This window comes from Parabacteroides sp. AF48-14 (genome assembly GCF_003477465.1).
Classification (GTDB): Bacteria; Bacteroidota; Bacteroidia; order Bacteroidales; family Tannerellaceae; genus Parabacteroides; species Parabacteroides acidifaciens.
Window position 1 is genome coordinate 39,087 of sequence record NZ_QUDI01000023.1, and the last position, 14,009, is coordinate 53,095.

Here is a 14,009-nt window from a genome sequence, read left to right on the forward strand (position 1 = left end):
TTAGTTAGTCATTCCACAATCACCAGCACCGGGTTAGCATCTTCGACCAATGTTTCGATAAACGTCGGCCTTTCCGCACCCGGGTGCTTTTCCAGCCATTCGTCAATATCCTCAATTGTCATCACGCCTACCAGCTGTCCCTTGTTGTTAGTACGTACAGGATAGAACGGTGCAAACTCGGTAAGGTCATCTTGAAAACCTTTTTCTATTTTACTCATGGCAGTGGCTCCTGTCTTTTTATCGTAGAGTCCCACATAGCCTTTGTTGTCCTCTCCAAACCAGCCATTGCTTACGGCAAACACTATTTTGTCCGTAGTTTCTGTCATATCTGTTACAAAAACGTGATCGGACGTCATTTCCGTTTTTCCTGTTTCTTCAACCGGATAGCGCCATTTGCCGGTGTCAAACACATAGGCAATGGGAGTGTTTTCGGCTGTCATATCATAAATAGAATCGTTGAATGCCTGATGGAAGCGAATATATCCATCGGTCTGCCACATTTGGTCTGAACCTTTTATTTCCACAGTCGGCCCCACATCTTCACGCCGTCCTTTAATCCTACTGTATTTTAGGCCGCTATAAGGCATCAAGCTCGGATAATTTTGTATGGATGCATCAAAATACCTGACACGCGCGTTTGGGTCAATGGGCTTTCCCTGTGTTACCACTGCCGCAGAATCGATCAGGTTCCCTTCCAGATTCATGCGCAGGAGAGATATGTATCGGTCGCCTTCAGGACTGCTACCCGACAGTACCGTTGTCATCACCGTATCGTTGATCAACGGATAAGAAGTGAGCCTGCGGTTCATTATTGTCGAATTTATCGAACCCAGAAAACGGCCGTCCATACTATATTTCACGATTCCTGTCGGTTTAAAGAAATAGAGTACGTCATTCCCTGATGCATCTAAGACCGGAACACTGCTTCCGTATGCTTCCGGATCTTGTCCCGGATGCCCTATCGTGGCTATGTATTTGCCTGTATTCAGATCAAAGGTCATACATCTTTGGCTACTGCCACGCCCCACGTTGCTTACAATGACATATTTGTCGGTCACCCAAAAATCCCAATGGTCAGCCACTAAGACACTATCGCTGGTTTCCAAAGGCACAAACCTGATTTTACTTCCCAGTTGAGATACTTTTAGTTCCTGGAGGTTCTCCATGGCCCCGGCTACATCTATAGTGTTCATATTAACCGTTCTATCTACACCCGAACATGATATGAGCAAAAGCCCGGTCAGCAAACCGGCATATTGTTTTAATCTTTTCATTTTATAATAATTCATTATACATTTAATGTTATTCTTCTTTTCTATCTCATTCTAAGCCATAAAAACCAACTACGGCTGTAAAGGTAGAGAATTAATCCGAAATACTAACAAAGGCTTGATTTCAACTTGTCGTAAACCTACCCGGAAATTACAATAACCCTCATTTCAACCGTTTTTCTATTTCGTCTGAAATCTTGATCGATTTTGGATTGACACTTTTCACGGTTTTTAGACTTCCCGACTGACAACAGATGGAGCGAGGTGCGCAGGCTGTCTGAAAAAGCGTACAATTTGATTACTGGAAACCAGAAAGACCGCCAAAGTGATAAAGCTTAACTCCCGGAGAATCGAATATTTGAAAATAAAACGGACGGCGTTCCAAATATCCCAAGGAAATTTAGGGGCTTTTTTGCCATGAAAACGGTCCTCTTTCTAATTAGGACGGTCATAATCGCCACTACGACCGTCCTAATCTTTGCGAGGTGCCGAGTGCACTATACATTAGCACGGTCGCGGTAGCAAAGAGGACGGTCATAATTGCTGAAAACGCTCAAAAAAGCGGAAAAAGTCCCTTTTTGAGGTCAAAAAAGCGGATTAACATTTGTTTGGTTTCAGATGTCTTTTGGAGCTAAAAAATGCGTTTTATACAATAAGCCCCCCTAATGGCTCTCTAAATTTGGATTCCATCAATTCCCGGAGTGGAAGGTTATACAGAATAAAAAAAGCGACCGTCTGCTTGTGCAAACGGCCGCTTTCATGACGGTATCTTATTCAGATGACACTTCAAAGCTTCTCTATTTCTTCTACCGACAGACCGGAAGAACGGGCTATCATTTCGGTGGAAAGCCCCTCTTTCTTCAAATAGGCTGCCATCTGACGCTTACCTTTGACTTCTCCTTCAACGAGACCTTTAGCTTCCCCTTTAGCGAGTCCTCTGGCTTCTCCTTCGGCAAGACCTTTTTCGCGACTGATACGTTCAGCCGTGGCAATCGTGTTGACGTAATCGCGGTATGCTTTCAGCGACTCTTCATAGCATTCGCGTTCGTCAGGAGTCATGTTTTCAACATCCGCCACTTCGAGCAGTTTCTTGAAAACAGCTTTCTTTGCTTCAAAAGGCATTCTGTCCAACGTTTCCATATGCTTTAATAAATAAATCCAACACTCAAAATCTGTATGGCAGTTCTCTGCCTCCAAAGTAAAATAAGGCAACGACAGATAAATCTGGCGCAGCTTATTGTTCATTACAACCCCGTTTTCACGATCGGACAGTACTACATCTGTCCTGAATTTCACCAGTTGAGGCAGGCGGAAGTTCAAAAAGTAGATACCGTAAACCGGATAGATCTGATAATTCCAGTCGGTTCCCCGCTTACCCTGGTTGCCTATCATACGGCAAAGATAATACAAACCGCGGTCAAAAAAGTAATCTTGATACTGGTTTTGCATTTCGATGATGAAGTAACTACCATCAGTATCCTTGCAAAGGATGTCGAATATCACTACCCTGCCGGCAAACGCTTCCGGCACAATCTCCTTATTCATAAAGGAGATATCAACCACATGGTGCTCTCCGACCAACAGATCATTTAAAAACTCGATCAACAAAAACTTGTTTACTTCTTGTCCGAACAGCTTTTTAAAGCCGACGTCCGTAAACGGATTTAAAAACTTTCCCATAGTTATTATAGGTATTTAGTCAGGTTGCCATCCAATACCGGATGGTGCGGTAAAGGTAATGATTTATCAAGAACGCACAACATTTATGGTTCTTTTATATTTCAAGTTCCGTTTCTAACCCCGATAAAGGCTTTTAAACATATTCAAATCATGCTGATAAATATTAATGAATTATTTCTCTATTCACAAAAAGAGTGTACCTTTGCCCGCATAGAACAAAAAACAATATTAAATTACTAAATTATTATTGACATGGAACTTACACATATCGAACATCTGGGTATCGCAGTGAAGAGTATTGAAGCTTGCTTACCGTATTACGAAGAAGTATTGGGTTTGAAATGCTACAACATCGAAGAAGTAGCCGACCAAAAAGTTAAAACCGCATTCTTCAAAGTTGGTCAGACTAAAATCGAATTACTGGAACCGACCAGTGAAGACAGCACAATCGCTAAATTCATTGAAAAGAAAGGTGAAGGCATCCACCATATCGCATTTGCAGTGCCCGATGTACAGGCTGCTCTGGACGAAGCTGAATCAAAAGGCGTTAAGCTGATCGACAAAGCTCCCCGCGGAGGAGCAGAAGGCTTAAGCATTGCTTTCCTTCATCCGAAATCTACATGCAGTGTTTTAACAGAGCTTTGCATGCCGGGAAAGTAAAAAAAAGTAGTTCATTTCTAACAACAAATCAAAAATACAATGAGTAACCAACTTGAAAAAGTAAAGGAGCTTATCGCCCTTCGCGAAACAGCTCGTTTAGGTGGTGGAGAGAAAAGAATTGAATCTCAGCACAAAAAAGGAAAATACACGGCACGCGAACGTATTGCCATGTTGCTGGATGAAGGAAGTTTTGAAGAATTCGATATGTTCGTACAGCACCGTTGTACAAACTTCGGTATTGAAAAAACTAAGTATCTGGGCGACGGTATCGTAACAGGTTACGGTACGATCGACGGACGCCTGGTATATATTTATGCACAGGACTTCACCGTATTCGGCGGTGCTTTGTCTGAGGCTTTGGCCATGAAGATCTGTAAAGTAATGGACCAGGCCATGAAAATGGGTGCTCCCGTTATCGGCTTGAACGATTCTGGCGGCGCACGTATCCAGGAAGGTGTAAACGCTTTGGCCGGCTATGCCGAAATTTTCCAGCGTAACATCCTGGCTTCAGGCGTTATTCCTCAAATTTCCGGAATCTTCGGTCCGTGTGCCGGCGGTGCAGTTTACTCTCCTGCCCTGACTGACTTCAACATCATGACTCGCGGAACAAGCTATATGTTCCTGACAGGTCCGAAAGTTGTAAAGACTGTTACAGGTGAAGACGTAACCCAGGAACAACTGGGTGGTGCAAGCGTACACACGACAAAATCCGGTGTGGCTCACTTCGCTGTAGACACAGAAGAAGACGGTTTGCAGTTGATCCGCAAATTGATCAGCTTCCTGCCGCAGAACAACCTGGAAGAAACTCCTCTGATCGAATGTAAAGATCCGATCGACCGTCTGGATGACAACCTGAACGACATCATCCCTGATAATCCAAACCAGGCTTACGATATGTACGAAGTTATCGGTACAATCATCGACAACGGCGAATTCCTGGAAGTACATGCAGACTACGCTAAAAACATTATCGTAGGTTTCGCACGTTTCAACGGTCAGACAGTCGGTATCGTAGCCAACCAGCCGAAAGTTATGGCAGGATGTCTGGATAGCAACGCTTCCCGTAAGGCAGGCCGTTTCGTCCGCTTCTGCGACGCATTCAACATTCCGTTGGTAACATTGGTAGACGTACCGGGATTCTTGCCGGGTACAGGCCAGGAATACAACGGTGTGATCCTGCATGGTGCCAAATTGCTTTACGCTTACGGCGAAGCTACAGTGCCTAAGGTAACTGTTACACTGCGTAAATCTTACGGTGGTGCTTACTGTGTGATGAGTTCCAAACACCTGCGCGGTGATATGAACTATGCTTGGCCGACGGCTGAAATCGCTGTTATGGGCCCGAGCGGTGCAGTAGAAGTTATCTTTGCAAAAGAAGTGGCTGCCGCAGAAGATCCGAAAGCTTGCGCTGCAGAAAAAGAAGCCGAATACAAAAAAGCATTTGCCAACCCGTACAATGCCGCTCAATATGGTTATATCGACGATGTTATCGAACCGCGTAACACTCGTTTCCGTATTATTCGCGCTTTACAACAGTTGCAGACTAAAAAGTTAAGCAATCCTGCTAAGAAACATGACAATCTGCCTCTATAATTCTTAAAACAGGAAATGAATATGATGAATAAGAAAATAGGGGTCTTGCTGTTGTTTGCTTTGCTCGTTTCATTCGGGGCAAAAGCACAGCGTGCAACCTCCATGCGAATAAATGAAGTGTTGGTCGTCAACGAAGACAACTTCGTTGATGAATACGACAAGCGTCATGCCTGGATCGAATTATTCAATAATTCGGCCGGTTCGGTAAACATTGCGGGATGTTTTTTGACAAATGACAAAAACAATCCGAAGAAGTATCCGATTCCAAAGGGTGACGTGCTGACTATTATTCCTCCGCGCCAGCATACATTATTCTGGGCGGACGGAGAACCTAATCGCGGTACATTCCATGTTAACTTCACTCTTGACCCGTCTAAAGAAAATTATGTGGCACTTTACGATGCCGACGGGAAAACACTGATTGACGAGATCGTTATCCCTGCTTCACAAAAAGCGGATATCAGTTACGGTCGTATTATTGACGGACAGGAAGAATGGGCACAGTTGACGAAAGTGACCCCCAGTACGAACAATAAGACGCTGGACTCAAACGAAAAGATCGACAACTTCAAGGCAAACGATGCTTGGGGTATCGGTATGACACTGACAGCTATGGCTGTTGTGTTTACCGGACTCTTCCTGTTGTTCTTTATCTTTAAACAAATCGGTAAATTCTCTATTGCGGCCAGCAAACGCAACGCACAGAAAGCAGCAGGTTCAACAACTGTTGCAGCTAATGCAGGACAGGAATCAGGAGAAATCTTCGCGGCTATCGGTGCTGCTCTGTATGAAATGAGCGACGACAACCACGACATCGAAAATACGGTTCTTACGATCCGCAAGGTACAAAGAACTTACTCTCCTTGGAGCTCTAAGATTTATGGTCTGCGTGAAGTACCCAAAAAGTAATTATCTTTAAAAACAAACAAGAATGAAAAGTTTCAAATATACTATTAACGGTAACGTATATAAAGTACATATCAATTCAGTGGTAGACGACATTGCTGAAGTGGAAGTAAACGGTACTCCCTATCAGGTTAAGATGGAGAAACCGGCAAAAAAACAGATGGTCACACTGAAACGTCCGGCCCAGGCTCCAACGACAGCAAGCGGCGAACCGGTCGTATCCCGTCCGGCAGCTTCTACTACCAAGGGTGCGGTTAAATCTCCGCTGCCAGGTGTAATCCTGCAGGTTAACTGTAAAGTCGGCGATGCTGTGAAGAGAGGCCAGAATCTGCTCGTCCTCGAAGCCATGAAGATGGAAAACAACATCAATGCCGATCGTGACGGTAAGATCATTGAAGTAAAAGTAAACAAAGGGGATTCCGTACTGGAAGGTGTTGACCTCGTCGTAATAGGATAATATTATGTTAGGATCAGTATTATTACAAGCAGCAGGCGCAGCACAGGAAAGTTTCCTCCAGTTTCTGGGAGAAAACCTGCAGTTGTTCCTCACTTATACAGGGGTTTACAACGCGACACCGGGTCATCTTGCAATGATCCTTATCGGTCTGTTGTTCATCTTCCTGGCTATTAAATATGAATTTGAACCTATGCTCCTTATCCCTATCGGATTCGGTATTCTGATCGGTAACATTCCTTTCAAAGATGCCGGATTGCAAGTAGGTATTTACGAACAAGGGTCTGTGCTCAACATCCTCTACCAGGGTGTAACCTCCGGATGGTATCCGCCGTTGATTTTCCTCGGTATCGGGGCTATGACCGACTTTTCCGCTTTGATTTCCAATCCAAAGCTGATGTTGATCGGTGCAGCTGCCCAGTTCGGTATCTTCGGTGCTTATATCATTGCTCTTCAGATGGGATTCGAACCGAACCAGGCTGGTGCTATCGGTATTATCGGTGGTGCTGACGGTCCTACGGCTATCTTCCTTTCTTCCAAACTGGCACCGAACCTGATGGGTGCGATTGCGGTATCCGCTTATTCATATATGGCGTTGGTACCTATCATCCAGCCACCGTTCATGCGTTTGCTGACAACCCAGAAAGAACGTTTGATCCGCATGAAACCGCCGAGAGCAGTTTCTTCTACGGAAAAGATCGTTTTCCCGATCGTAGGTTTGTTGCTGACTTGCTTCCTGGTTCCTTCCGGTCTGCCTCTGTTGGGTATGCTGTTTTTCGGAAACCTGTTGAAAGAAAGTGGTGTGACACGTCGTTTGGCTGAAACAGCCCGCGGTCCGCTGATCGATACGATCACAATCCTGTTGGGTGTAACAGTTGGTGCTTCCACTCAGGCAACTCAGTTCCTGACATGGAACTCTATCAAGATCTTCGGTCTGGGTGCCCTGTCATTCGTGATTGCGACTTGTGCAGGTATCCTGTTCGTGAAGTTCTTCAACCTGTTCCTGAAAGAAGGCAACAAGATCAACCCGCTTATCGGTAACTCCGGTGTATCCGCCGTACCTGACTCGGCCCGTATTTCTCAGAATGTAGGTTTGGAATATGATCCGACCAACTATCTGTTGATGCACGCTATGGGTCCGAATGTGGCCGGTGTAATCGGTTCTGCTGTTGCAGCCGGTATCTTGCTGGGATTCCTCGGATAATCGATTTTATTCTACATAAAAAGCCTCCGTATCGATGATGCGGAGGCTTTTTTATATCCGGGCCTTATCAGATATTTTGTTCTATTGTCAGTGGGTCCGTTTCCGGATTGGCCTCCTGTTCCAATGTCGTTCCTAAAAATAGCCAAATCATCAACAAGACAATTGCTATCACAACTCCAAAGATCAACAGTACATTTACATTCTTCCGTCTCATATGTATTCTTTTCCTATTTAATTTGGAAATAGAACAAGACGTTTACTTGTTTAGTTTAGCTTTCTACTATTCTTTTCTTAATTCCCCAGCACCTTATTCTTCGCAACCGTCGCCTGGAATTCCTTCAGGTAGAACGGTTCGAAGTAGGCGGTATCCTCAAACTTGCCAGCGGCAAAAGCCTCCTCCACCAAGGGGATCATATTAACAGCCAATGGATGGATATCTTCCATAAACAGAGCATTCGGAGAAGTAATGACCGGTTTACATTTCGCAGCACCGTTACCGAAGAAGCATACTTTTCCTTTTTCCAGATAGGAAGCATATGTTTCTGCCTCCACTATGTCGGCAGTCGTTTCGCGGACAAGCTTTAATGATGCATCATAGATAGCTGCATACACTTCCATCCGGCGGGCATCCAACATCGCACAATAAAGACAATCAGCCGCAGTTCTATTTTGTTTGATGGCAGTAGCTGCCATGATATCTAATGTATGGATACCGATCAAAGGAATACCGAAGCCGAAACACAAGCCTTTGGCAACGGATACACCGATACGCAACCCGGTATAAGAACCCGGACCACTACTAACCGCAACCGCATCCAGCTTCCCTCCTCCTTCTTTCAACACGGAAAGGGCTTCTTCTACAAATACGCCTAACAAAGCGGCATGTGAAGGGCCTTCGAAAGAGGCCTTCTCAAAAAGGACTTCCCCATTCGCAGACAAAGCGACTGAACAGACGGAAGTTGATGTTTCTATATTTAAAATGCAGGACATAATTAATTGACAATTGATAATTGACAATTGACAATTAATATGCCAATGTCAATATTGATTACGGATGCAAAAGTATAAAATAAATAGACTCACAGTTGACGGATAACCAGCTTTTCTTTGTTCTTCCCCAATAATTGTCAGTTGTCAATTGCCAATTGTCAATTGATTAACTATCTTTGCAATCTAATTCTCAGAATAATGATACAATCAATGACAGGATTCGGTAAGGTTACAGCCGAGCTTCCTTCAAAAAAAGTAACCGTAGAAATAAAGGCTCTGAACAGTAAACAGCTGGATTTGTCAACGCGTATTCCTTCTATTTTCAAAGATAAGGAAATGCAGATACGCAGTTTGTTACTCCAGTCATTGGAACGTGGGAAAGTCGAATTCAATATATTCATCGAATATATCGGAAAAGACATCCCCACCCAAATCAACCTGCCTGCGGTGGAAAACTACTACAACCAGATCAAAGATATTTCCGACAAACTGAATATCGCGCTTCCTTCAGACTGGTTCCAGACATTACTTCGCATGCCGGACGTAATCAAGACTGAGGCGCAGGAAGTAAACGAGGAAGAATGGACAGTCGTAGAGGGTGCGATCAAAGAGGCAATCAAGCATCTTTGCGATTTCCGCATCCAGGAAGGCGCCATGTTGCAAAAACTGTTTGAACAGAAAATTGCCAACATCGCACGTCTGCTTTCGGAAGTAGAACTCTATGAAAAGGAACGGATCGAAAAGGTAAAGATCCGCATCATGGACAACCTCGAAAAGATTGCCGGACAGGACTACGACAAGAACCGTTTCGAACAGGAAATGATCTATTATATCGAAAAATTAGATGTAAACGAAGAAAAGAACCGCCTGGACAACCACCTGAAATACTATATCAGCACAATGGAAAGCGGACACGGACAAGGCAAAAAGCTTGGTTTCATCGCCCAGGAAATAGGACGTGAAATCAATACGCTCGGTTCGAAAAGTAACCATGCTGAAATGCAAAAGATCGTCGTTCAGATGAAAGACGAACTGGAACAGATCAAGGAACAAGTATTAAATGTATTATAAAACAAACATATGGCCGGCAAATTGATCATATTCTCCGCACCGTCTGGTTCGGGCAAATCAACTATCATTAATTTCCTGCTGAAGCAGAACCTGAACCTGCATTTCTCCATCTCGCTACAAGCCGGGCCCCGCGCGGAACGGAAAAGGACGGAGTGGAATATTATTTCCTTACTCCGGACGAATTTCGCAGCCGTATCGCAGCCGGGGATTTCCTGGAATACGAAGAAGTCTATACAGATAAATATTACGGCACGCTGAAAAGCGAAGTCGAAAGAAGACTCAATAACGGCGATAACGTGATATTCGACGTCGACGTGGTTGGCGGGTGTAACATCAAGAAATTCTACGGCGACCGCGCATTGTCGGTTTTCATCCAACCTCCTTGCATCGCAGACCTGCGGAAACGCCTCGAGGTCGTGGGACGGATACCCCGGAAGTGATCGAAAGCCGCATCGCAAAAGCCGAATACGAACTGAGCTTTGCTGACAAATTCGATGTAATCGTGGTTAATGACAAACTGGAAAAAGCACAGGACGAAGCATTGAAGGTGATAAAAGAATTTCTGGAAAAGGCATGAGCAATAAAAGTTTATCCAAAAAGTGGCTGTACACCTTTATAGTAATAGCAATCCTGGCACTTGTCACCTGTGCGTTCGCCCTTTATTATAAGGAATATATAATCGCAACCGGTACCGGACTGGTATTTGGTATACAAGCTATTAATATTTTCAAGTGGAAACGGAACTGATACAGGACGCAACCGGGAAACGCAAAACCGGAATCTATTCCGGTTCATTCAATCCGGTTCACATCGGCCATCTGGCATTAGCCAACTGGCTGTGTGAATTTACGGAATTGGATGAATTGTGGTTCCTGATCACTCCACATAATCCGTTAAAGGCAAAAGGGGAGTTGATGGACGACCGGCTTCGCTACGAACTGGTGAAAAAATCCATTGCCGGTTATCCCAAATTCCAGGCGAGCGACTTCGAATTTTCACTTCCGCAACCCACTTACACCATCCATACCCTCCGGGCATTAGAAAAAAATTATCCGGACAGGGAATTTTATTTTATCATGGGAGCCGACAACTGGAAATACATTACCAGGTGGGTGGAATATGAATCCATCGTTTCCAATTATCCTATCTTCATCTATCCCCGTAAAGGTTTCGATGTCGAAATACCGGCACAATATCCTCATATTAAATTAGTAGACGCCCCTTTAATCGAAATATCCTCCTCTTTCATCCGCCAGGCATATGAAGCAGGGAAAGACGTTCGTTTCTTCCTGCCCGAAGCCATACGAAACCTGCCTTTCTGATTACAAAACAATACCTTTTAAGAACATAAAGCGTAAAGTCGCACCCGTTTTTAGGGGATAAGTAAGAAAAGTTTTGTACTTTTGCGCCGTATTATACAAAATAATAGCATAATGAATCTATTAGAACTGAGTGAACAGGAAATCATAAGACGTAACAGCATGGAGCAGTTGCGCCAGATGGGGATAGAGCCTTATCCCGCCGCTGAGTACGTAACAAACGCATTTTCCAAAGAAATAAAAGAGAATTTTAAAGACGACGCGGAGCCTCGTCCTGTCAGCATTGCAGGCCGTATCATGAGCCGCCGTATTATGGGTAAGGCTTCCTTTATGGAGCTGCAGGATTCCGAAGGCAGAATACAGGTTTATATCTCTCGCGATGATATCTGTCCGGAAGAAAACAAAGACTTGTACAACGTCGTTTTCAAGAAATTGCTGGATATCGGTGACTTCGTCGGGATCAAAGGTTTCGTATTCCGTACACAGATGGGCGAAATTTCCGTTCATGCACAGGAACTGACCGTATTATCCAAATCACTCAAACCGCTGCCGGTCGTTAAATACAAAGACGGCGTAGCATACGACGGATTTAACGATGCAGAATTGCGCTATCGCCAGCGTTATGTCGACCTGGTAGTAAACGATGGCGTAAAGGATATTTTCATGAAACGCGCAAAAGTCATCAAAACGATGCGTACTGCGCTGGATGAAGCCGGATATACGGAAGTAGAAACTCCTATTTTGCAGTCGATCCCCGGAGGAGCAAGCGCCCGTCCGTTCATCACACACCATAATTCACTGGATATCGGCCTCTATTTGCGTATCGCTACCGAGCTCTATCTGAAAAGATTGATCGTCGGAGGGTTCGAAGGCGTCTACGAAATCGGCAAGAATTTCCGTAACGAGGGCATGGACCGGACGCACAATCCGGAATTTACATGTATGGAACTTTATGTCCAATATAAGGATTATAACTGGATGATGAGTTTCACCGAACAATTGCTGGAACGGATCTGTATCGCAGTCAACGGCACGAGCGAAAGCACAGTTGATGGTAAGACTATCAGCTTTAAAGCACCCTACCGCCGCTTACCGATATTGGATGCCATCAAAGAAAAAACAGGTTACGACCTGAACGGCAAAAACGAAGATGAAATCCGTTCGATCTGCAAAGAATTGAAACTGGAAATCGACGATACAATGGGCAAAGGCAAGCTGATCGATGAAATATTCGGTGAATTCTGCGAAGGCACATTCATCCAGCCGACCTTCATCATCGACTACCCTGTCGAAATGAGCCCGCTTACAAAAATGCACCGGAGCAAACCGGGACTGACCGAACGATTCGAGCTGATGGTCAACGGTAAAGAATTAGCCAACGCCTATAGCGAGCTGAACGACCCGATCGACCAGGAAGAACGCTTCAAAGAGCAATTGCGCCTGAGCGAAAAGGGAGACGACGAAGCGATGTTTATCGACCAGGATTTCCTGCGCGCCCTTCAGTTCGGTATGCCTCCCACATCCGGTATCGGTATCGGTATCGACCGCTTGGTGATGTTGATGACAGGCCAGACGACCATCCAGGAAGTATTGCTCTTCCCTCAGATGCGTCCGGAAAAGACAGCCAAGAAAGATGCAGCCGATAAGTATGTAGCTTTAGGCATCGACGAAGCTTGGGTTCCCGCCCTGCAGAAAGCCGGATATATAACAGTCGACACGCTGGCTGATGTAAATCCCAACAAGCTGAGACAGGAGCTCTGCGAAATGAATAAGAAATATAAGTTGGAATTGCAAAACCCAACTGCCGAAGAAGTTGAGGCATGGATTGCCAAAGTTGTCAAATAATAGATAATACTATGAAGTTGCCCGGAAAAATTGCAATAATGGGTGGTGGTAGCTGGGCTACCGCCTTGGCCAAGATTGTACTTTCTACACAAGATAGTATTAACTGGTATATGCGTCGACCAGACCAGGTGGAAGAGTTTATGCTGTTGGGGCATAACCCCAGCTATCTCTCCGCTATTAAATTCGATACTGACAAAATCAAATTCTACACAGATATAAACGAGGTCATAAAAGAGTCGAATACATTAATTTTCGCCACTCCGTCCCCATTCCTGAAACAGCATCTGATGAAGGTGACCACTTCGATGAAGGATAAATTCATCATCTCAGCCATCAAGGGAATCGTGCCGGATGAAAATATGCTTGTAGCCGACTACTTTGCCGAGTATTACGATGTGCCGATTGATAATATCGCCGTTATCGGCGGGCCGTGCCACGCCGAAGAGATCGCACTCGAACGGTTGTCCTACATCACACTGGCTTGCCCGAATATCGAGAATGCAAAAGCAATCGCTCCCGTATTCAAAAACCAGTATCTGAACAACTCCTGTTGTAAGGATGTTACAGGTATTGAATATGCATCCGTTTTGAAAAACGTATATGCTATCGTTGCCGGTATCTGCCACGGTATGAAATACGGAGATAACTTCCTGGCGGTTTTCATCTGCAACGCGATTGAAGAGATGCGAAACTTCCTCAATGCCGTACATGGTTTGGAACGGGATGTGACCGACTCCGTATATCTCGGCGATTTGTTGGTGACCGCTTATTCCCGGTTCAGCCGGAACCGTACGTTCGGTACCATGATCGGGAAAGGTTATTCCGTCAAAATAGCCCAGCTTGAAATGGAAATGATCGCAGAAGGCTATTACGGGACCAAATGTATCCGCGAGATAAACGAGAAATATAAGGTAAACATGCCGATCTTAGATACTCTATACAGTATTTTATACGAAAAGAAATCGCCGACTACCGCGATACGGCAGTTGACCGAAACATTTAAATAATAATGTGAA

General features: G+C 44.7%; 13 protein-coding genes and 1 pseudogene. 10 read left to right on the forward strand and 4 right to left on the reverse strand.

Annotation, left to right across the window (positions count from 1 at the left end; all coding sequences use genetic code 11):
- Window positions 1-8: 8 nt before the first annotated feature.
- Both DW083_RS12125 and DW083_RS12130 read right to left on the reverse strand, forming a co-directional pair.
- Complete coding sequence (locus DW083_RS12125) at window positions 9-1,274, reverse strand: DUF4934 domain-containing protein (protein WP_122332560.1); 1,266 nt, start codon at window positions 1,272-1,274, stop codon at window positions 9-11.
- 783 nt (window positions 1,275-2,057) lie between these two features.
- Window positions 2,058-2,951: an Rpn family recombination-promoting nuclease/putative transposase gene (locus DW083_RS12130; protein ID WP_122332528.1), complete on the reverse strand. Its 894-nt coding sequence runs from the start codon at window positions 2,949-2,951 to the stop codon at window positions 2,058-2,060.
- 252 nt (window positions 2,952-3,203) lie between these two features.
- Between DW083_RS12130 and mce the strand changes: the two genes are divergently transcribed.
- Genes mce through DW083_RS12155 form a run of 5 tightly spaced genes read left to right on the forward strand, consistent with a single transcriptional unit; the run spans window position 3,204 to window position 7,768 of the window.
- Window positions 3,204-3,611 (forward strand): methylmalonyl-CoA epimerase, encoded by a 408-nt coding sequence (mce, locus tag DW083_RS12135; RefSeq protein WP_115500171.1) that lies wholly within the window; start codon window positions 3,204-3,206, stop codon window positions 3,609-3,611.
- A gap of 39 nt (window positions 3,612-3,650) precedes the next feature.
- Entirely contained in the window at window positions 3,651-5,204 is a 1,554-nt protein-coding gene (locus DW083_RS12140; protein ID WP_115500172.1) for an acyl-CoA carboxylase subunit beta, read from the forward strand.
- 21 nt (window positions 5,205-5,225) lie between these two features.
- On the forward strand, window positions 5,226-6,113 hold the full coding sequence (locus DW083_RS12145; RefSeq protein WP_115500207.1) for an OadG family transporter subunit: 888 nt from the start codon (window positions 5,226-5,228) through the stop codon (window positions 6,111-6,113).
- Window positions 6,114-6,135: 22 nt separating this feature from the next.
- Complete coding sequence (locus DW083_RS12150) at window positions 6,136-6,567, forward strand: biotin/lipoyl-containing protein (RefSeq protein ID WP_122332529.1); 432 nt, start codon at window positions 6,136-6,138, stop codon at window positions 6,565-6,567.
- A 4-nt stretch (window positions 6,568-6,571) separates the two neighbouring features.
- Window positions 6,572-7,768 (forward strand): sodium ion-translocating decarboxylase subunit beta, encoded by a 1,197-nt coding sequence (locus DW083_RS12155; RefSeq protein ID WP_115500174.1) that lies wholly within the window; start codon window positions 6,572-6,574, stop codon window positions 7,766-7,768.
- Window positions 7,769-7,835: 67 nt separating this feature from the next.
- Here the strand turns inward: DW083_RS12155 and DW083_RS22290 are convergent, their stop codons facing one another.
- Window positions 7,836-7,982, reverse strand: coding sequence for a hypothetical protein (locus DW083_RS22290; protein ID WP_167451685.1), 147 nt, complete (start codon window positions 7,980-7,982; stop codon window positions 7,836-7,838).
- A gap of 77 nt (window positions 7,983-8,059) precedes the next feature.
- Window positions 8,060-8,758 carry a tRNA (adenosine(37)-N6)-threonylcarbamoyltransferase complex dimerization subunit type 1 TsaB gene (tsaB, locus tag DW083_RS12160; RefSeq protein WP_122332530.1) on the reverse strand — a complete coding sequence of 233 codons (699 nt, stop codon included), beginning with the start codon at window positions 8,756-8,758 and terminating at the stop codon, window positions 8,060-8,062.
- Between the two features lie 198 nt (window positions 8,759-8,956).
- Here tsaB and DW083_RS12165 point away from each other — a divergent pair, with 198 nt between their 5' ends.
- The 5 genes and pseudogenes from DW083_RS12165 (at window position 8,957) to DW083_RS12185 (ending at window position 14,000) form a co-directional block, all read left to right on the forward strand.
- Window positions 8,957-9,829 (forward strand): YicC/YloC family endoribonuclease, encoded by an 873-nt coding sequence (locus tag DW083_RS12165; protein WP_199659175.1) that lies wholly within the window; start codon window positions 8,957-8,959, stop codon window positions 9,827-9,829.
- A 152-nt stretch (window positions 9,830-9,981) separates the two neighbouring features.
- A pseudogene (locus DW083_RS12170) lies at window positions 9,982-10,406 on the forward strand (guanylate kinase).
- Window positions 10,407-10,560: 154 nt separating this feature from the next.
- Entirely contained in the window at window positions 10,561-11,151 is a 591-nt protein-coding gene (gene nadD, locus DW083_RS12175) for a nicotinate (nicotinamide) nucleotide adenylyltransferase (protein WP_122332532.1), read from the forward strand.
- 111 nt (window positions 11,152-11,262) lie between these two features.
- Window positions 11,263-12,993 (forward strand): lysine--tRNA ligase, encoded by a 1,731-nt coding sequence (lysS, locus tag DW083_RS12180; protein WP_122332533.1) that lies wholly within the window; start codon window positions 11,263-11,265, stop codon window positions 12,991-12,993.
- Window positions 12,994-13,004: 11 nt separating this feature from the next.
- The gene (locus DW083_RS12185; RefSeq protein WP_115500193.1) at window positions 13,005-14,000 is read left to right on the forward strand and encodes an NAD(P)H-dependent glycerol-3-phosphate dehydrogenase; all 996 of its coding nucleotides are present in this window, start codon (window positions 13,005-13,007) and stop codon (window positions 13,998-14,000) included.
- Window positions 14,001-14,009 lie beyond the last annotated feature (9 nt).